17 protein-coding genes are annotated in these 17,663 nt (G+C 58.9%); 10 read left to right on the forward strand and 7 right to left on the reverse strand.

Going from position 1 to position 17,663, the window contains the following annotated elements:
• Nucleotides 1-59: 59 nt before the first annotated feature.
• Genes B9P63_RS12760 through ubiA form a run of 3 tightly spaced genes read right to left on the reverse strand, consistent with a single transcriptional unit; the run spans nucleotide 60 to nucleotide 3,316 of the window.
• A complete protein-coding gene (locus tag B9P63_RS12760) occupies nucleotides 60-389 on the reverse strand; it encodes a hypothetical protein (RefSeq protein ID WP_085309397.1) in 330 nt (109 codons plus the stop codon).
• Nucleotides 376-2,292, reverse strand: a complete 1,917-nt coding sequence (locus B9P63_RS12765; RefSeq protein ID WP_085309582.1) for an OmpA family protein — start codon at nucleotides 2,290-2,292, stop codon at nucleotides 376-378. The genes B9P63_RS12760 and B9P63_RS12765 overlap by 14 nt, the downstream gene beginning before the upstream one ends.
• Before the next feature lie 58 nt (nucleotides 2,293-2,350).
• Nucleotides 2,351-3,316, reverse strand: a complete 966-nt coding sequence (ubiA, locus tag B9P63_RS12770) for a 4-hydroxybenzoate octaprenyltransferase (RefSeq protein WP_085309399.1) — start codon at nucleotides 3,314-3,316, stop codon at nucleotides 2,351-2,353.
• 12 nt (nucleotides 3,317-3,328) lie between these two features.
• Between ubiA and B9P63_RS12775 the strand changes: the two genes are divergently transcribed.
• Both B9P63_RS12775 and B9P63_RS12780 read left to right on the forward strand, forming a co-directional pair.
• Nucleotides 3,329-4,054, forward strand: a complete 726-nt coding sequence (locus tag B9P63_RS12775) for a 16S rRNA (uracil(1498)-N(3))-methyltransferase (protein WP_085309401.1) — start codon at nucleotides 3,329-3,331, stop codon at nucleotides 4,052-4,054.
• The gene (locus tag B9P63_RS12780) at nucleotides 4,051-4,578 is read left to right on the forward strand and encodes a hypothetical protein (RefSeq protein ID WP_085309403.1); all 528 of its coding nucleotides are present in this window, start codon (nucleotides 4,051-4,053) and stop codon (nucleotides 4,576-4,578) included. The genes B9P63_RS12775 and B9P63_RS12780 overlap by 4 nt, the downstream gene beginning before the upstream one ends.
• A gap of 3 nt (nucleotides 4,579-4,581) precedes the next feature.
• Here the strand turns inward: B9P63_RS12780 and B9P63_RS12785 are convergent, their stop codons facing one another.
• The 3 genes from B9P63_RS12785 to B9P63_RS12795 form a co-directional block, all read right to left on the reverse strand.
• A complete protein-coding gene (locus B9P63_RS12785) occupies nucleotides 4,582-5,949 on the reverse strand; it encodes an MATE family efflux transporter (protein WP_085309405.1) in 1,368 nt (455 codons plus the stop codon).
• A gap of 120 nt (nucleotides 5,950-6,069) precedes the next feature.
• Nucleotides 6,070-6,822: an amino acid ABC transporter permease gene (locus B9P63_RS12790; protein ID WP_085309407.1), complete on the reverse strand. Its 753-nt coding sequence runs from the start codon at nucleotides 6,820-6,822 to the stop codon at nucleotides 6,070-6,072.
• Nucleotides 6,823-6,833: 11 nt separating this feature from the next.
• Nucleotides 6,834-7,586, reverse strand: coding sequence for an amino acid ABC transporter ATP-binding protein (locus B9P63_RS12795; RefSeq protein ID WP_085309584.1), 753 nt, complete (start codon nucleotides 7,584-7,586; stop codon nucleotides 6,834-6,836).
• A 133-nt stretch (nucleotides 7,587-7,719) separates the two neighbouring features.
• On the opposite strand from B9P63_RS12795, the gene B9P63_RS12800 reads away from it, so the two are divergent.
• Both B9P63_RS12800 and B9P63_RS12805 read left to right on the forward strand, forming a co-directional pair.
• On the forward strand, nucleotides 7,720-8,499 hold the full coding sequence (locus tag B9P63_RS12800; RefSeq protein ID WP_085309409.1) for a transporter substrate-binding domain-containing protein: 780 nt from the start codon (nucleotides 7,720-7,722) through the stop codon (nucleotides 8,497-8,499).
• Nucleotides 8,500-8,567: 68 nt separating this feature from the next.
• On the forward strand, nucleotides 8,568-9,203 hold the full coding sequence (locus B9P63_RS12805; protein ID WP_085309586.1) for a glutathione S-transferase family protein: 636 nt from the start codon (nucleotides 8,568-8,570) through the stop codon (nucleotides 9,201-9,203).
• A gap of 120 nt (nucleotides 9,204-9,323) precedes the next feature.
• On the opposite strand, the gene B9P63_RS12810 is transcribed toward B9P63_RS12805, so the two are convergent.
• Complete coding sequence (locus B9P63_RS12810; protein WP_085309588.1) at nucleotides 9,324-10,496, reverse strand: amidohydrolase family protein; 1,173 nt, start codon at nucleotides 10,494-10,496, stop codon at nucleotides 9,324-9,326.
• Between the two features lie 142 nt (nucleotides 10,497-10,638).
• Here B9P63_RS12810 and B9P63_RS12815 point away from each other — a divergent pair, with 142 nt between their 5' ends.
• Genes B9P63_RS12815 through B9P63_RS12840 form a run of 6 tightly spaced genes read left to right on the forward strand, consistent with a single transcriptional unit; the run spans nucleotide 10,639 to nucleotide 17,656 of the window.
• Nucleotides 10,639-11,469 carry an FAD binding domain-containing protein gene (locus B9P63_RS12815; RefSeq protein WP_085309411.1) on the forward strand — a complete coding sequence of 277 codons (831 nt, stop codon included), beginning with the start codon at nucleotides 10,639-10,641 and terminating at the stop codon, nucleotides 11,467-11,469.
• Nucleotides 11,462-14,179: a molybdopterin cofactor-binding domain-containing protein gene (locus tag B9P63_RS12820; protein WP_085309413.1), complete on the forward strand. Its 2,718-nt coding sequence runs from the start codon at nucleotides 11,462-11,464 to the stop codon at nucleotides 14,177-14,179. The genes B9P63_RS12815 and B9P63_RS12820 overlap by 8 nt, the downstream gene beginning before the upstream one ends.
• On the forward strand, nucleotides 14,172-15,668 hold the full coding sequence (locus tag B9P63_RS12825) for a 6-hydroxynicotinate reductase (RefSeq protein ID WP_085309415.1): 1,497 nt from the start codon (nucleotides 14,172-14,174) through the stop codon (nucleotides 15,666-15,668). Before B9P63_RS12820 ends, B9P63_RS12825 begins: the two co-directional genes overlap by 8 nt.
• Nucleotides 15,665-16,498, forward strand: coding sequence for a UPF0280 family protein (locus B9P63_RS12830; protein WP_085309416.1), 834 nt, complete (start codon nucleotides 15,665-15,667; stop codon nucleotides 16,496-16,498). Before B9P63_RS12825 ends, B9P63_RS12830 begins: the two co-directional genes overlap by 4 nt.
• Nucleotides 16,491-17,075: an amino acid synthesis family protein gene (locus B9P63_RS12835; protein WP_085309418.1), complete on the forward strand. Its 585-nt coding sequence runs from the start codon at nucleotides 16,491-16,493 to the stop codon at nucleotides 17,073-17,075. The genes B9P63_RS12830 and B9P63_RS12835 overlap by 8 nt, the downstream gene beginning before the upstream one ends.
• Complete coding sequence (locus B9P63_RS12840; RefSeq protein WP_085309420.1) at nucleotides 17,072-17,656, forward strand: amino acid synthesis family protein; 585 nt, start codon at nucleotides 17,072-17,074, stop codon at nucleotides 17,654-17,656. Before B9P63_RS12835 ends, B9P63_RS12840 begins: the two co-directional genes overlap by 4 nt.
• The last annotated feature ends 7 nt before the right edge of the window (nucleotides 17,657-17,663 follow it).

The raw sequence follows: 17,663 nt of genomic DNA on the forward strand, positions 1-17,663 counted from the left end.
TCAAAGTAAACTTCGGGGGAGTCTCAGCTTTGCTGAGACGGGGGCTGGCCCCCCGAACCTTATTGGCTCTGGTGCATCCGCTCCAAATAGGCGCGCATTTCTTCGGCCTCTTGGCGAGCATCGCGCAAGCCCTCCATAGCCGCGTTCAATTCTGCCTCGGTCTGGGAAATCTGGTTGGTCAGTTCCGCTTCGCGCTGCTGCAGATAGGTGATCGCCTGATCGCGGGTTTCCTCGGCCTCGTGCAATTCCTGCGCCATGCGCTCTAACTCGCCCACATCCGAGCGCGACACGCGGGTGAAACGGTGGATCAGCCAGTTGGCGAACCAGCCCATGCAAAAGGCGACGAATAGAATGATCGCTGTGGCGATGACAAACTCAGTTCTGTTCATCGGATGTCCCTTCTTGCTCTTGTGACTGTTGATCTTGCCCGTCTTGTGCAGGCTCGCTCACAGCTTCGAGTGTTGTTGTCTGCTCCGCGATGGGCTGCGGCAGGATAAGTTTGAATTCAATGCGCCGGTTGGCTTCGCGCCCGTCTTCGTTGCCGTTGTCAGCGATCGGCTTTTCTTCGCCGTACCCTTTGGCGATGTAGCTCGCCGTTGGCACGCGCCGCTCGCGAAGCGCGTTCAAAACTGCCTGCGCGCGCGCTTGGCTGAGTTCCTGGTTCATCGACTCGCGGCCTTGGCTGTCCGTGTGACCACTGATTTCAAGGCGCAGGTCTTCGGGGCATTTCCCTAGGATTTCGGCGATATCGTCCAGCACGCTCTTGGCAGACGCGTCCAGATTACCCGACCCCGGCTCAAAGGTGATCTTGCGCCCGTCCTGAATGCCCGCAACTTGCGCTTCGCATTCTTCTGCCGTGGGCAGGCCCAGAACCGGATCGAGCTTTTTCTTGTAGGTGACTTCGATTGCGAAATCTTCGGCGTCGCCTAGCTTTTCGGTTAAAAGCTGCGCAATCTCGGCCTTAGCGGTGACAAGGCCCGTATCGCCAAAAACGCGCACGCGCTCGGGGGTGACGGTGACCGATCCGTTGTTCAGCTTGGACAGTGTTTCGATTGCGGCAAGCATGCGCACGGACCAATCGCGCGGCAGGCTCTCGTCGATGCGCGCGGCAGTATAGACCGCGTCCGAGCCAAAACGTGCCTTGGCGTAGCTGTCTGCGGTTTCGCGCGCCAGTTCGGAGCCAACGCGTCCGCGCAATTGAACGTCGCCCTCAGGGCTGAGGGTGACGACGAATTCTGGTGGACCCTGACTTGCGTCTTGCGGCACCGGTAGAACGGAATGCAGGGCAAACACTTCCGGCAATCCGGTTTCCAATTCACCGACGATCCGATCGAACAAGGCTTGCTCGGTTCCCTCGTGCGCAATCAGCGTGATGTCGGCATCCGCGAAAGTGAGCGATCCGCCGCCGAGCGCGTCAAGTTTGTCGATAGCCAGAGATGCCGCTTTGGACCATTGCCGCGAGGGCACGCCAAGGCCGATGCTGCACTCGGGTGGTGCGGTCATCCCCGCGCGCATGGCTGCGGCGGTGATCAATTCGGCCGCCTCTCGGGAATCGGCGCTACATGCGTCAAACCTTGCGCTCTCGCCCTCGATCACGAAGCGCAAGGTGAAGGGGCTGATCACAGGGCGCGGCGCTGAAATATTCAGGGCGAGATTAACGCCCTGGCTGCCGCGGGCGCGCAGGGCACTTTCGAAACGGCGCTTTTCTTCGGGGCTATCAGCGATGGCCGTAACGCTCACGTTGCCAGCATCGATCGAAATCTTCGAGCGGGGCAGCAGGCGTAAAGCGTGCAGTCCAAGTTCCATAGCCGCGGCCCAGCCTTCAGGAGCGGGATACTGCGCGCTCTCCAAGAGGTCGCTGACGCGGCCGTCTTGCGCGATTTTGCTCACATCCGCGCGCATGGCTTCGGTCGCATCGGTCTGCGGAATAAGACCGATCAGGGAAATGCCACTATCGTTGCGCAGAATTTCGATGGAAAAGCGCGGCGGTGCAAAGGCTTCGCGATCGGCAACTTCTGTTTGATCGATAACGCGCGCCGCATCCACAATAGATCCTGCGACGCTTAGTGCTTTGAAACGCTCTGCTTCGGAGGGTGCAGTGCCGATCAGGAAAAGCTGCAACCCGTTGGCATCGGCATCGGCCCAGGTCAAGCTGGCCTTGTCCAAAGCGCGTCGTACTTCCTTTTTGGAATTGTCCTCGATCAGGGTGACCGAAAAGCCCGCAGCGACCATGCACAGGGCGGCAGCACATATGAAAGTGACCGCGACGGTAAAATATGAAGACAGGCGCATCGGCATCCCGGATGTTAGGGCTTGAATGCGTGATACGCGCACTTGCCGAGGGTTTCAATCACACGCACAGGGCGATGGCGAAAAACAGCACAGGCATCAGCCCCGCGTCGCGATTGGAGCGAAAAAGCCGCACCAACCCGCTTTGATCGCCCGATCTGAAGTGGCGCAACTGCCAATTCAGGTGCCAACCGAAGGCCCAAGGTCCCGCAAGCGCGATCAAAAGCGATGGGATCGAGCGCGCGCCCGCCCCTTGAAGGGCGGCGAATCCCAGCAAGATGACAGAGCCGATGAGGAAATATAAAAGCCAGCTTGGCGTTTGTGCCCCGAAAAGGCGCGCGGTGCTTTTGATGCCGATCAACGCATCATCTTCGATGTCCTGATGGGCGTAGATCGTATCGTAGAACAGCGTCCAGACGATGCCCGCGCAGTAAAGCGTGATCGCAGGCCAGCCCAGCGATCCGCTATGCGCGGTCCAGGCCAGCAAGGCACCCCAGTTGAACGCGAGGCCCAGAAAGAGCTGCGGCCACCACGTAAAGCGTTTGGCAAAGGGATAAACCAGCACAGGCACCAGCGACAGAAACCCGAGTGCGATTGCCGCCCAGTTGAACGTGAGCAGGATACAAAGCGAGACAAGCGCTTGGGCGCTCATCCAGATCAGGGCTTGGCGCACACTCACCTGACCCGAGGGGATCGGGCGATTGCGCGTGCGCTCGACCGTGCCGTCAAAATCGCGATCGCTAATGTCGTTCCATGTACAACCTGCCCCGCGCATCAGCGTCGCGCCGATGGCGCAGCCGGCGAATATCCATAGATCGAACCAACTGGCGCGGTCCGACACCAGCATGGCCAGCAAAAGCCCCCACCAGCAGGGTAAAAGCAGCAGCCAAGTGCCGATCGGGCGGTCCATCCGGCTCAGGCGCAGATAGGGCCTTGCCCAAGCTGGCGCGCGCGTGTCGACCCAATTATCTTTGACTGCGTCAGCAATCAGCGGGCCACCCTCTGGTTCTTGTGCATCGCCTTGCATATGTAGGGCCTTATGACAGCTAAAACTCGCCTTTATGTAGACCAGCCTCTTGCGATAGGAAACCGCGTTTCCCTGACGCGTGAGCAGGCGCATTATCTGTTTGGCGTGATGCGTTTGAGCACCGGCGGCGCGGTGTCGCTGTTTAACGGCAAGGACGGTGAATGGCGCGGTGATATCATCGAGGCGGGCAAACGCGGCGGCACGCTTGAGTGTTCGCACCAAACCAAGCCATTACAGATGCCCCCTGATCTGTGGCTCTGCTTTGCGCCGATCAAAAAGACGCGCACGGATTTCATCGTGGAAAAAGCCACCGAAATGGGCGCGGCCAAGATATGCCCCATACAGACGGACTTCACCAATTCAGAGCGCATCAAACAGGAACGCTTGCAAGCCCATGCGGTCGAGGCGGCAGAGCAATGCGGCGGCACTTTCGTGCCCGAAGTAACGGCGTTGCAAAAACTAAACGCCATGCTGGACCGCTGGCCCGAAGAGCGCAGCGTTATGTTTTGCGATGAAACCCGGCTTGGCGCGGCAAGTTCACTGGCGCGCGCGGCGCGCGGTCCATGGGCGATCCTGATTGGCCCGGAGGGCGGCTTTTCCCCGACTGAGCGCGCGCGCTTGCAAGACCATCCAAAGGCTCATGTAGTGAGCCTCGGGCCGCGTATCTTGCGCGCTGATACGGCGGCGGTCGCGGCCCTGACGCTGTGGCAAGCGGCCTTGGGAGATTGGGCACCATGAGTTTCATCCGTCCCGAGGCGCGTGCAGCGCTGTGGCGTTGGCGTGAAGTTCTGTTCGGCGTGGCAATGGCGCTTTCTGCAAGTGCTTGGGCTTTGAGCAGCTATGGCATTTTGCGTGCGATTGCCTTGGCTTTAGCGGCGCTTGGGGTGATCGCGATCCTTGCTGGGTTTCAGCGCACCCGCTTTCGTGGGCGCGGTGGCGGGCAGGGCGTCGTGCAGGTAATCGAGGGGCAAGTCACCTACTTCGGCCCGCTCAGCGGCGGCGCTGTTGCGATTTCCGAACTCGCCGCGCTTAGCCTTGACGGACGCTCCAAGCCAGCCCACTGGCTGCTGGTTCCCGATCAGGGCGCGCCTTTGCAAATTCCTGTCAGCGCCGAGGGGGCGGATGCGTTGTTCGATGCGTTCTCCGGATTGCACGGCCTGCGCACCGAACATTTGCTGCGCATCAAACAGGCGAAAGCGGCGCAGTTGCAAGTGGTTTGGCGGCGCGCCGATGTGCAGACTAAAATCAACGCGCTGCACTAAGGTCTAGGCGCGCAATCCGCCGATCTTCTCACGCGTGATACGGATTGTGATCAGCATTGCAATGGCCCAGCCCGTGCTGACCGCAATCGCGATGCCAAGCCAGACGCCCCAGACATCCATGCCGACAACGCCGACCAGCAACCAGATGAAAAAGGCTACGCCAAAGCCTTGGCGATACAGGCTGATCCACAGTGTGTAGACTGGCTTTTTCAGCGCTTGCAGCAGCGAGTTTATTGCGAAAAGCATCATGTAGAGCGGGAAGAGAAAGCCATCGACGCGCAGATAGCTTTGCCCGATGGGAATAACGCGGGTATCATCCGTGAACAGGCTCATCGCGAAAGCACCGCCGAACCACAGGATCGGCGCGGCGAGGGCGGTCATTAGAAATCCGAGCTTCCAGCAGAACCAGACGGCCTCGCGCACACGGGCATGATCGCCCGCGCCATAGTTTTGCGCTGCAATCGGTAGCAGCGCCCCCGTCATTCCAAGCACAGGTAGGAGCAATATTTGCTCGATCCGTAGCGCGATGCCGTAGGCGGCAATCGCCTCTTCGCCAAAGCCTTTAAGCGCGTATTGCACGACAAAGCCGGAGATAAACATCACCATCATTGCGCTGGTCGTCGGGATCATTTGTGCGAGGATTTCTTTGACCGTGCCCCACTCCAGCCGGATATGGCGCAGTGCGACACCCTGCATGATCTCAAGGCGCATAACCGTGCGTAAAATCCACAGCATCACGCCCGTTTGACTGACAATAGTGGCCAAGGCAATGCCGTTAAATCCTATGCCATCGATCACTCCGGGGATGCCATAAATGAACAATGGATTGAGGATAATATTGGCGAAAAAGGCGACCATCTGGCCGCGCTGCAAGGTGACGCTGTCGCCGTGCGCCTGCAAAATACCATTTGCAGAAAAAGCCAGAATAAATCCGGGCAGGGCGGCGATAAGCCAATAAAAATAATTAGTTGCAGCGTCTCGATACGCGCCCGGCTCTGAAATCAGCTCGATTGCGCGTGGTCCGAACCAGACCGCGAAAACCATCAGAACAAGCGTTGCTATGAAAGCAAAGGCCAGGCCCTGTGCTGCCAGCCTGCGAGCAGAGCGATTATCTTTGGCCCCGCGCGCATTGCCAACCAGTGCCGACATTGCCGAGGACAGGCCAAAGGCCACCGCAATCAATACGAAAAACGCCTGAAAGCCAATTGCAAGACCCGCCTGCGCTTGCGTGCCAAGTTGCCCCGCGAAATACACGTCCACGACATTATAAAGCGTGGTAAAAAGCATTCCCAAAGCTGCCGGAATCGCCAGCATTTTGAAGTGGCTGCCAATGGAACCTGTCGTTAGATCAAAATCACGTGCCGCCGCCATGCCTCTTCCTCTTTCCTTAAATATCGCGGGGAGCGCGAGGGGCTGGCCCCTCGTCAAACCTGCGAGCGCGAGGGGCTGGCCCCTCGCTTCGGTCCGATCCGAAGGATCGGAAACCTATTATTACGCTTCCGAGACGTTCATGCGCCGCTCTAGCCAGCGCACGCCTTGCGAGACGATCAAAATCAGCACCAGATATTCCAGTACCAAAATTGTATAAATTTCCAAGGGCCTGTATTCGGTCACCACCAACTCGTTGGCCTTGCGCGTGAGTTCCTGCATGCCGATTACCGACACGAGCGAAGACATTTTCATCATATAAACCAGTTGATTGCCCAAGGCGGGCAAAATGCGCCGGATTGCTTGGGGCAAAATGACGTATCGCATGGTGTCGCGATAATTCAGCGCGACGCTTTGCGCCGCCTCATATTGACCGCGCCCGATGCTCTGGATGCCCCCACGGAAAATCTCTGCCTGAAAGGCGCTGTCCGAGAGCGCCAGCGCCAGAACGCCGGCCCAGAAAACGTTGAGTGTGATGCCAGACAGCGCAGGTAGACCGTAATACACCCACAGGATCAAAACCAGTATGGGAACGGAGCGCACGACCTCTACATAGATACGATTGATCGCGCGAACGCCTTTGCGCTCGGACAGTCCGGGCAGGGCGATCAGCAAACCCACGACGACCGATATGGAAATAGCGGTCAAGGATAGAAGGATCGTATTCCACGCGCCCGACATCAGGAATTGTAGGTTGTTCATTCCGCTGGTCGTGCGAGGATCGACGACATACCAGCCCCAGGACTGTCCGGATGAATTGCCAGCGCAGCCTGTCAGGGTGACGGCGAGGGCAAGGAGTAGGATTAAGCGGAACATTCTCTGCGCCCTCAATGATTTATGATTTTTTTCAGAAAATCGCGGGTGCGCTCGGATTTGGGCGCGGTGAAAAATTCTTCGGGTTTGGCCGCCTCGACGATCTCGCCGGCGTCCATGAACACCATGCGATCTGCGACCTTGCGCGCAAAGCCCATCTCATGCGTGACCACGATCATCGTCATGCCCGTGTCTGCCAGTTCGACCATGACGTCCAGAACTTCAGTGATCATTTCGGGATCGAGCGCCGAGGTCGGTTCGTCGAAAAGCAAGATACGCGGCTCCATACAGAGCGAGCGGGCAATCGCGACGCGCTGTTGCTGGCCACCGGAAAGCTGACGGGGCAGTTTTTCCGCCTGATCGGGAATGCGCACGCGCTCGAGGTGCTTCATGGCGCGGGCGCGTGCTTCTTCCTTGCTGAGGCCATAGGCGCGCATCGGACCAAGCGTGAGGTTCTCCATCACGGTGAGGTGGGGAAACAGGTTGAATTGCTGAAACACCATTCCGACATTCTTGCGCACAGCGTCTAGCGCGGCGGCGCTGTCGTCAAGGCGGACACCTTCGACTTCGATCTCGCCGTGTTCGTGTTTTTCAAGGCGGTTGATACAGCGAATGAGCGTTGACTTGCCAGAACCGGAGGGGCCGCAAACCACCATACGCTCGCCCGCGCCCACATTCAGCGAGACATTTTTCAAAGCCTGAAATGTATCGAAGAATTTCGATACATTATTCATCTTGATTATCGGGCTATCTGCACCAGTTTCCATCGAACGCTCCATCAAGCCCGCTTTACCGCGCCACGCAAATCAGGATGCGGCGGGCAAGACAAGCACTAACACCTTGCACTTCCACACATGACAGTGTGACTTAGTGCGCAACTGACATAGTCGAGGACATATCATGAAAATTTTCAAAATCGCCGCACTGGCCGCTGTGCTGGCTGGCTCCAGCGTCGCCGCGAATGCGCAATCCGCGCTGAACGACATTCTTTCAAGTGGCACGCTCAAAGTGGGCACCACAGGAGATTGGGATCCGATGAGCGTGCGCGATCCGGCCACGAACAGCTACAAAGGCTATGACATTGACGTGATGACCGAGCTTGCGAGCGATCTGGGCGTCGAGCTCGAGTTCGTGGCGACCGATTGGAAGACGCTGGTCAGCGGTGTCAGCTCGGGCCAGTATCACATCACCGGGTCTGCTTCTGTATCGCCTGCACGGGCCAAGGCCGCGGGTTACTCCGACAGCTATTTTGCGCTCTTCACCGTGCCGATCACGCAGAAAATCAACGCAGATCGCTTCAAGGACTGGGATGACCTGAACAAGGCGGATGTGAAGGTCGCAGCGACGCTCGGCACAACGCAGGAACAGCAAGTAAAACGTTTCTTCCCCGATGCAGAGCACCGCATCGTCGAGGCACCAGCACGTGATTTCCAAGAGGTCCTGTCGGGCCGCGCGGATGCCAACATCACTTCCAATGTGGAAGCCAACAAATTGGTCGCGAAGTACGACCAGTTGATGATCGTGCCCGTCTCTGAGGGACGCGCGCCGACGCCCATCGCAATGCTGCTGCCGCAAGCGGATCAGGTCTGGATCAATTATGTGAACACCTGGATCGCGCTCAAGAACGAGAGCGGATTTTTCGACGAACTGGCGGATAAATGGGCTCTTTCGGTCAACTGATCTGCCCTTATAGTAGTGATGGAAGGGGGCTTCGGCCCCCTTTTTCGTGAGGGCTGGGAGGCATGATAATGCTGACGATTTATAATATTCCAATCTCGATCTATACCGCCAAACTGCGGGTGGTTCTGCGTCACAAGGGCCTCGCATGGGAAGAACTCGCGCCGCCCGGCGGCTATCGCTCGCAGGCCTATCGCAAGATCGTGCCTTCGGGAAACATCCCCACGATGCTGGACGGCGATGTGATGCTGTCCGATAGCGAAGCGATCGCGGAATACCTTGAAGAAAAACACCCAGAGCCAAGTATGATGCCAATGGGCCTCGTGCCGCGCGCAAAGGCGCGCGAGCGGGGGCGCTTTCATGATACGCGGCTCGAACCTGCTTTGCGCGCGATGTACCCGCTTTTAAAAGAGCGTGATCCAGAGGCGTTGAACGCAGGTTTTTCAGAGGTAAACCGTCACTTGAAAGCGCTGGAATTGCTGCTCACGACGGACGGTCTGCCGACCCGCAACCTGCTTTTGTGCGATGCGGGATTTGCGGTGGCCTTTGAGTGGCTCGCCGCGCTGGAGCGCGCTTTGGGCTTGGAACTGGAGTGGCCGAGCAGCGTCGTTGCTTACCGCAAACGCCTCAGCAGCTATCCTGCGGTCGCGGATGAATTGGAGCACTACCGCCCCTCAATCCGCGCTTATCTTTCGCCGGAGGGGTGAGGTTTTTCTGCGAAAAACCTGCATAGCAAGACCTTATTCTGCGAAAAACACCCGATGTCGGGCGCGTGATTTTCGCAGACAATCATGCAGGCTCAAACTCTTCGCAGAAGAGTTTGGCGATCAAACCACTCTCGGCAAGCGCGTCGCGGGCGGTGTGTTGCGCGAGCGCCCAGAGCATACGACCCCGTCGATCACTGTCATGCCTACGCCCGGCAAGTTTCCCAATTGCACGCTTTCCAGAATGTTCTTGCCCGGCGCATGCTGCGCCTGATCCATCAGCACGAAATCCGCGCACATGCCTTTCTCTAGCAGCCCCGTGTCGAGCTTACGCTGACGCGAGGTATTTCCATTGCCAAAGCAAAACGCGATTTCTGCAGGCACATTGCCAAAGGCAGAGAGCATGGCGATCATCCGTAAAATACCCAAAGGCTGCACGCCCGACCCGGCAGGCCCGTCCGTGCCAAGGATCACCTGATCCAACTTGCCAAGTTCGCGCGCGGTATTCACCGTCAGAACCGCTGCGCGTTCATTGCCGTTATGCACAATTTCAAACGCGGCTTTGCAATTCTCACACAGGCATATGATCTGATCATCAGGTAGCGCAGAATGACCGCCGTTGATGTGCCCGATCACGTCTGTGCCTGTCTCCATCACCATATCGGCGTCGATCAAACCCGAGCCCGGAATAGACGGCCCGCCGGTGTGAATCGTACTCTGTATCCCGTATTTGCGCGCCCAGCCGACCATTTGCTGCGCCGTCTTGCCATCTTTCACGGTGCCAAGACCGACCTCGCCCAAAAGTGTGACGCCCGCATCGGCGAGGTCTTTGAAATCCTGCTCGACCATTCCATGTTCGATAACGGGCGCACCGGCATGGACTTTCATCCCCGAGGGGCGGAAATTTTCGTACCAGCGCTGCGCTGCGATCGCCATCGCCTTGAGGCCCACCACGTCCTTGGGGCGGCCCGGCATATGCACTTCGCCTGCAGAAATCAGCGTGGTGACTCCGCCGTGCAAGGTGCTGTCGATCCAATGGAGTTGCTGCTGGCGCGGCGTATAATCGCCAATGACTGGATGGATGTGGCTGTCGATCAACCCGGGCGCGAGTGCGGTGCCATTTGCATCGATCACAGTATCCGCGCCCTCAAGGTCCATATCGCGCTCATAACCCCATTCGGCAATCTTGCCGCCAATCGCGATGATACAATCGGCCTCATATATGGGCGCTTCCATCTTACCCGAAAGCATTAGGCCAATGTTGTGGATCACGAGCTTTTGTGGGGTGTCAGACATGGCGGTTCCTTCCAAATTCATTTGAACGCTAACAGAAGTTGCGCATCGATCAAGGGGGGCTGCGAAAGGGTTTGACAGAATCCTGTGCGCCATATTCTATTCGTATACATACAAGTTAGAAGCGCGCTGAGGGAGGATCGCTTTGACCTATCTGGCCCCTACGACGTTGAATGAGGCCTTGGCGGCCCTGTCTGCAGGCGCGCCGAGCGTAATCGCGGGGGGCACTGACTGGTATCCGGCGCAGGGCACGCGGCCGGTGAAGCGCGATTTGTTGGACGTTACCCGCATCGAGGGGCTGCGCGCGATTACGCGCACTGACAGCGGTTGGCGCATCGGTGCGGCGAGCACATGGAGCGATATCATTCGCGCCGATCTGCCGCGCGCATTCGACGGCCTCAAGGCGGCAGCGCGCGAGGTCGGATCGGTGCAGATCCAGAACGCAGGCACGATCGTGGGTAATCTGTGCAACGCCTCGCCCGCTGCGGACGGCGTGCCGCCGCTGCTGTGTCTGGATGCACAGGTTGAAATTGGCTCCATCTTTGGCATCCGCACTGTGCCGCTTGAGGAATTTATCATGGGCGTGCGCCAGATCGACTTGGCGCAGGGAGAGTTGGTCACGGCGATCCTGATCCCAAAAACCACGGATACGCGCCGGAGCGGGTTCGTGAAGCTCGGTGCACGCAAGTATCTGGTGATTTCCATCGCTATGGTTGCGGTCACTTGCGAGATTGAAAACGGGGTTTTGCGTAAAGCGCGGATCGCCGTCGGGGCCTGCTCGCCAGTGGCGCAAAGGCTGCATGCGCTGGAGGCGGCGCTTGAGGGCAAGTCGCCGGAGGCGGCAGCGCCGCTGTTGCAAATCGCAGAGTTTTCACAGCTTGCCCCGATCGATGATGTGCGCGGCTCGGGGGTCTACAGGCTCGATGTGCTGCGCGCGCTGATCTCGCGCGCATTGATGGAGGCGGCTTATGGATGACGGCAGTATCGGCTTTTGCTTGAATGGAAATCCTGCGCAGAGCGTGGCCCATGGTCATGTGCGCCTTAGCGATGTGCTGCGTGAAGAAATGGGCGCGAAAGAGGTCAAGATCGGCTGCAACGCGGGCGATTGCGGGGCCTGCACAGTGCTGATCGATGGCCTGCCTGTTTGCGCGTGCCTCACCTCTGTGGCGCAGGCGCAGGGGCGCGATGTGCAGACATTGCGCGGGATTGATTTAGTGCTTTTGGGTAAGCTGCAAGCGAGCTTTTCCGCCCATCAAGCGGCGCAATGCGGGATTTGCACACCGGGGATGATGATCAGCGCAGCCGCGCTTTTGAAGGAGGTGCCACAGCCGAATATCGCGCAAGTGCAAGATGCACTTGGCGGTGTTTTGTGCCGCTGCACGGGGTATCGCAAAATTATTGACGCTGTGGTCGCGGTTGGTGCGCCTGTGGCTGGCGCGGCTGCTAAAGGCGCTGTTGGAGATCCCATTGCGCGCGTCGATGCGGCCTGCAAAGTTGATGGGAGCGAGCGTTTCGGCGATGATGTCGCCCCCGAAGGCGCGCTGGTTGCTTTGGTGATCAGATCGCCGTTTCCCCATGCCGGTTTTGAGTTCGGTGATCTGGACGCAGTGCGCGCGTTAAAGGGGATCGAGGCGGTTTTGACGGCGGATGATATCCCCGGCGTGAACCTGTTTGGCACGATCCCCGGCTTTATCGACCAGCCTGTTTTTGCGCTGCGCGAGACGCGGTTCAAAGGCGAAGCCGTCGCCGCGATCATTGGCGAAGCGGATGTGATCAATGCCTATGACACAGATTATTTTCCCGTCACTTGGCAAGAATTGCCCGCGGTGCAGGATGTAAGCGCGGCGCAAACGCGCGACGCGCCACAGCTGCATGAAGAGCACGAAAACAACGTCATGTGCAGTGGTTTCGTCGCGCATGGGGATATCGACGCCGGATTGCGCGCCGCAGATATCGTGCTTAGCGGACGTTTTGAAACATCCTTCGTCGAGCATGCGTATATCGAACCTGAAGCAGGCTTTGCCGAGATGGTGCAGGGCCGTTTGCATCTACATGTCTGCACGCAGGCCCCGGTGATGAACCAGGAGGCGCTTGCAGGCGTCCTGAGACTGTCCAAAGACGATATTCGCATCGTGCCGACTGCCGTGGGGGGTGGTTTCGGCGCTAAACTGGACCTGACTGTGCATCCCTTCCTCGCGCTTGGGGCGATGGTGACGGGCCGCCCTGTGCGCATGGCCTATTCGCGCGTGGAAAGTATGGCGACTTCGACCAAACGCCACCCCGGCCGGATCACCATCAAGGGCGGTGTGTGCAAGGATGGCTTGCTTACTGGCCTGAGCTTTGACGGGGATTTCAACACAGGCGCTTATGCCAGTTGGGGGCCGACAGTTGCCAACCGTGTGCCGCTGCATGCCTCCGGCCCCTACCGCGTCCCGAATTACCGCGCTGCGGCAAAAGGGGTCTATACCCATTGTCCGCCCGCAGGCGCGTTTCGTGGTTTCGGAGTCCCCCAATCGGCCATCGCGCAGGAAAGCCTGTTCGATGAATTGGCCGAAGCGATCGGCATGGACGCGCTGGATTTCCGTCTGCTCAATGCGCTTGATAACGGAGTTCCCACTGTGTCGGGGCAGGTGTTTGCGCAAGGCGTCGGCATCAAGCCTTGCCTTGAAGCATTGCGCCCCGCTTGGGAGGTGGAGAAAACCGCCTGCGCAACCTTCAACAAAACCTCTAGTCATTTGAAACGCGGCGTGGGCGTGGCGGGTGGTTGGTATGGCTGTGGCAACACTTCCATGGCCAATCCTTCGACCATCAAATGCGGGCTGCGCAGTGATGGCACGTTGGTGCTACATCAAGGGGCGGTTGATATCGGGCAAGGCTCCAACACCGTGATCTCGCAGATATTCGCGCAGAGCTTTGGCGTCGCGGTGGAGGATGTTGTTTTGGTGGGGGCCGATACGGACCTGACGCCGGATGCGGGTAAAACCTCGGCCTCGCGCCAGACCTTTGTCACCGGAAATGCGGCGAAGCTCTCGGGCGAAAGCCTGCGCCGCCAAGTGCTCACGCTTGTGAACGCTGCCGAGGATGCGCAAATTTCGCTGGGCACCGGAACCCTTGAAATGAGCGGCGGCCATGTCGTTGATCTGAGCCGTATGGAGGTGGGTGAGGATGGCTATGTGATGCGCGCCGTTGCCAGCTATGACCCGCCGACGGAGCCTTTGGACGAGAACGGCCAAGGCGTGCCCTATGCGCAGTTCGGCTACACCGCGCATCTCGCGGTGGTGGAGGTGGACACGCAGCTTGGCACGATCAAAGCGGTGCGCATTGTTGCGGCGCATGATGTCGGCCAAGCAATCAATCCATTGCTGGTGATGGGCCAAGTGCAGGGCGGCGTGGCGCAGGGGCTTGGTATGGCTTTGATGGAAGAGTTTATTCCGGGGCGCACCGAAAATCTGCACGACTATCTGATCCCGACGATTGGCGATGTCCCCCCGATCGAGACGCTGATCATTGAAGAGCCGGATGCGCACGGACCGTTCGGCGCGAAGGGGCTGGGCGAGCATGCGCTGATCCCGACCGCGCCCGCGATCCTGAATGCGGTTCATAACGCGACGGGCGTGCGTTTGCGCCATGTGCCAGCCCTGCCGCACCGCGTGCGCGCGGCTTTGAAGGAGGCTGGATATGAGTGAGGTGGCGCAGACAAAAGCGGAGCGCGTGAAGCCTGAAAAAATCCGCTGCGATGCCTGTCCTGTGCTGTGCTTCATCGCAGAGGGCAAATCAGGCGCATGCGATCGCTATGCCAATCATTCGGGCGATCTGGTCCGCGTCGATCCGCTTACGGTGATCGAGCGCGGCGCGCCTGCGGTGGCTTTCCTTGATCAAGGGGATAACGCGCAGGAGTGGGACGGTGATCTGATCCAAGGGTCGCGCACCTTTGTGACGGCTGTGGGCGCTGGCACGACTTATCCCGATTATAAACCTGCGCCTTTTATCGTCTCTCAAGAGGTGGATGGCGTGGATATGGTCACGGTCGTGACCGAGGGTATCTATTCCTATTGCGGTGTCAAAGTGAAGATCGACACGGATCGTTTCATCGGCCACGAGCGTGCGGTGGTGCGCGTCAAGGGCGAGGCGATTGGCCATGTGATGACCTCTGAATATGGCTCCAAAATGCTTTCGCTTGGCGGGGTTGAACATTTGACGGGCGGTAGTAAATCCGAGGGGCGCGTGACCTGCGATGCCTTGATGAACCTGTGCAATCGCGAAGCAGTGACGATGCAGATTGATGAGGGGGTGGAGATTACCGTGCAGGCGGGCATGGCCCCGATCATCAACGGTGCGCCCGAGAAATTGATGCGCGTCGGCTGCGGTTCTGCCACCATCGGAATGTTCGCGAGGCAATGGCAGCCTTATGTGGACGAGGTGATTGTCGTGGACGATCACATCACGGGCGTTCTGAGCGAACATGAAGCGGGCAAGCAGCTTGATATGCGCCCCTCTGGTATCAAAATAAAGGGACGCCGCTCGACCCCTGGGCGCTATTTTCAAGTGGCTGAGCCGGGAACGGGCTGGGGCGGCACGGATATCGAGGACCCTTTGACCATTTTGAAGCCCGCCGATCCCAAAAAGGCATGGGCGGGTCTTCGGCTTTTGATGGTGTCTACGACAGGCGAGCAATGGGCCTACTACGAGCTGGATGAGGATTTGATCCCTCAGCCTGCGCAAATTTCCGAAAAGTTGCGGGTGAGCGCGGACCGTATTGCCGAGAATTGCGAGCCATCCATGTGCTCTGTGCTGTTCATGGGCGGCGCTGGCGGATCCTTGCGCGCCGGGGTCACGGAAAACCCCGTAGCCCTGACGCGCTCGGTCAAGGACGCGCTGACCTATGTGTCCTGCGGCGGCGCAGAGGCCTATGTCTGGCCCGGCGGCGGGATCACGGTGATGGTCGATGTCATGGATATGCCAAGCAATTCCTTCGGCTATGTCCCCACGCCCGCCTTGGTCGCACCGATCGAATTCACGCTGCGCCGCGAGGATTACGGCGCGCTCGGGGGGCATATGGATCATATTCGCGATGCAGCCGGCGTGGTGAACGATGCGGTGCGGCGCGTTTTGCCTGCGCCCTCGCAGCCTGATCCGCATAAGGCGCAAAGGGACAAGCGCGAGGGGCGCAGATGAGCGGTGTTCAAACTGCGCTTTTGCCCGGGGATCGCTTGCATTTGCAGCACGGTCCGATTGATCTGGTGATTGGCGTCGATGGCGATCGCGTGGCGGCTTTTGCGGCGGCTGAGCGGCGGCTTGGCTCGGTTCTTGCGGAGTTAATGGGTGAAATTGATCTGCTGCGCTGCGCCCGTGGGCCTGCGCCTAAAGGGGCGATTGCGCTGAAAATGTGGAAAGCCGTGCAGCGGCATGAAGACTTTGTAACGCCTATGGCTGGCGTTGCCGGCGCTGTGGCGGAGACCGTTCTGCACGCGATGCTTGAGGGCGCTGACATGACACGTGCCTATGTCAATAACGGTGGTGACATCGCTCTGCATCTTGATGGTGACGCGAGTTATGCAGTTGGTATGGCCGTGCTTGGTGGCGATGCGCTGGGCAAGATCACATTGACTGCGGATAGTTCTGTGCGCGGGATTGCGAGCAGCGGGCAGGGGGGGCGCAGCTTGTCATTTGGCATTGCAGAGAATGTGACAGTGCTTGCTGAAACCGCTAGCCTTGCGGATGTAGCGGCGACGCTGATTGCGGGAGCGGTTGATGTTGAAAGGCATCCTTTGATCACGCGCGTTCCAGCAAACGAGCTGCGCGAAGAGAGTGATCTTGGGTCGCGGAAAGTCGTGGTGCAGATCGGTGTACTTAGCAAAGATGATGTCGCGCAGGCCTTGGAAAAGGGCGTTGCGCTTGCGCGCGCCATGCAGTGTGAAGGCCTTATCCAAGCGGCTAGCTTGCATCTGTGCGGGCAATCTCGACAAATAGATTTGAACAAGGAAAAGGTGCTGGAACATGCCTGATGTAGAGGTTCGCAAGATTGCGACGGTGATTGAAGAAACCTTCCACGAGGGCGGCCCGCGCGCGAACGTACCGCAAAAACGCGGGGCGGTGATTGCAGTGATCAACAACCCCTACGCGGGGCGGTATGTGGAAGATATCCAGCCCTTTATGGACGATCTGAAGCCTTTGGGCCTGCAAATGGCACAAAAGCTGATCGATGCGCTGGGCGGTGATGCCTCGCTGATCGAGGGGTATGGTAAGGGGTCAATTGTTGGCACTGCGGGCGAGTTGGAGCATGGCGCGCTGTGGCATTCCCCCGGCGGCTACGCGATGCGCGAATTGCTCGGCGATGCCAAGGCGATTGTGCCCTCGACCAAGAAGGTGGGCGCGGCAGGCGTGCGCCTTGATGTGCCGATCACCCATATCAACGCCTCCTACGTGCGGGGACATTTCGATGCGATGGAAGTCGGTATGAACGATGCGCCGCGCGCAAATGAGTTGGCTTTTGTGCTGGTGATGAGCACAGGTGCGCGCGTACATAATCGCGCGGGCGGTTTAGCGGCGAATGATATCAAGGGCGAGGATGGTTTGCGATGAGCGCCAATATTCGCAAGATCGCGGTTTTTGTTGAAGAAACGCACCGCGAGGCGGGGCGTGTGATTGCGCCCGCCAGGCGCAAGGCTGTGGCCGTCGCGGTGATCGTGAATCCCTTTGCGGGGGAGTATGTTGAGGATTTGACACCGCTTATGGATATCGGCGCAGAGCTTGGAGCGTTGCTGGGTAAGCGCTGTGTCGAGGCGCTGGGCATCACGCCTGTGCAAGCGCAGAGTTATGGCAAAGCGGCGATGGTTGGAGAGAATGGCGAATTGGAGCATGCGGCGGCGCTACTCCATCCCAAGATGGGCGCGCCTTTGCGCGTGGAGGTTGAAAAAGGGGCGGCGCTAGTGCCGTCATCCAAGAAAATGGGCGGACCGGGGCAGGATTTGGATGTGCCATTGGGGCATAAGGATGCGGCCTATGTGCGCTCTCACTTTGATGGAATCGAGGTACGTTTGAATGATGCGCCGCGCGCCAATGAAATTATGGTGGCGATTGCGGTGACGGATGGCGGGCGACCCTTGCCGCGCGTGGGTGGTTTGACTCATGAGGAGGCGGTGGGTGAAGACGGGCTACGGTAGCCCATTT

Source organism: Planktotalea arctica (genome assembly GCF_002105285.1).
Taxonomy (GTDB): Bacteria; Pseudomonadota; Alphaproteobacteria; order Rhodobacterales; family Rhodobacteraceae; genus Planktotalea; species Planktotalea arctica.

Bases quoted from the DNA above. Each gene is read 5' to 3' on its own strand.
- B9P63_RS12760 (WP_085309397.1), bottom strand. From the start codon at position 389: ATGAACAGAACTGAGTTTGTCATCGCCACAGCGATCATTCTATTCGTC.
- B9P63_RS12765 (WP_085309582.1), bottom strand. From the start codon at position 2,292: ATGCGCCTGTCTTCATATTTTACCGTCGCGGTCACTTTCATATGTGCT.
- ubiA (WP_085309399.1), bottom strand. From the start codon at position 3,316: ATGCAAGGCGATGCACAAGAACCAGAGGGTGGCCCGCTGATTGCTGAC.
- B9P63_RS12775 (WP_085309401.1), top strand. From the start codon at position 3,329: ATGACAGCTAAAACTCGCCTTTATGTAGACCAGCCTCTTGCGATAGGA.
- B9P63_RS12780 (WP_085309403.1), top strand. From the start codon at position 4,051: ATGAGTTTCATCCGTCCCGAGGCGCGTGCAGCGCTGTGGCGTTGGCGT.
- B9P63_RS12785 (WP_085309405.1), bottom strand. From the start codon at position 5,949: ATGGCGGCGGCACGTGATTTTGATCTAACGACAGGTTCCATTGGCAGC.
- B9P63_RS12790 (WP_085309407.1), bottom strand. From the start codon at position 6,822: ATGTTCCGCTTAATCCTACTCCTTGCCCTCGCCGTCACCCTGACAGGC.
- B9P63_RS12795 (WP_085309584.1), bottom strand. From the start codon at position 7,586: ATGGAAACTGGTGCAGATAGCCCGATAATCAAGATGAATAATGTATCG.
- B9P63_RS12800 (WP_085309409.1), top strand. From the start codon at position 7,720: ATGAAAATTTTCAAAATCGCCGCACTGGCCGCTGTGCTGGCTGGCTCC.
- B9P63_RS12805 (WP_085309586.1), top strand. From the start codon at position 8,568: ATGCTGACGATTTATAATATTCCAATCTCGATCTATACCGCCAAACTG.
- B9P63_RS12810 (WP_085309588.1), bottom strand. From the start codon at position 10,496: ATGTCTGACACCCCACAAAAGCTCGTGATCCACAACATTGGCCTAATG.
- B9P63_RS12820 (WP_085309413.1), top strand. From the start codon at position 11,462: ATGGATGACGGCAGTATCGGCTTTTGCTTGAATGGAAATCCTGCGCAG.
- B9P63_RS12825 (WP_085309415.1), top strand. From the start codon at position 14,172: ATGAGTGAGGTGGCGCAGACAAAAGCGGAGCGCGTGAAGCCTGAAAAA.
- B9P63_RS12830 (WP_085309416.1), top strand. From the start codon at position 15,665: ATGAGCGGTGTTCAAACTGCGCTTTTGCCCGGGGATCGCTTGCATTTG.
- B9P63_RS12835 (WP_085309418.1), top strand. From the start codon at position 16,491: ATGCCTGATGTAGAGGTTCGCAAGATTGCGACGGTGATTGAAGAAACC.
- B9P63_RS12840 (WP_085309420.1), top strand. From the start codon at position 17,072: ATGAGCGCCAATATTCGCAAGATCGCGGTTTTTGTTGAAGAAACGCAC.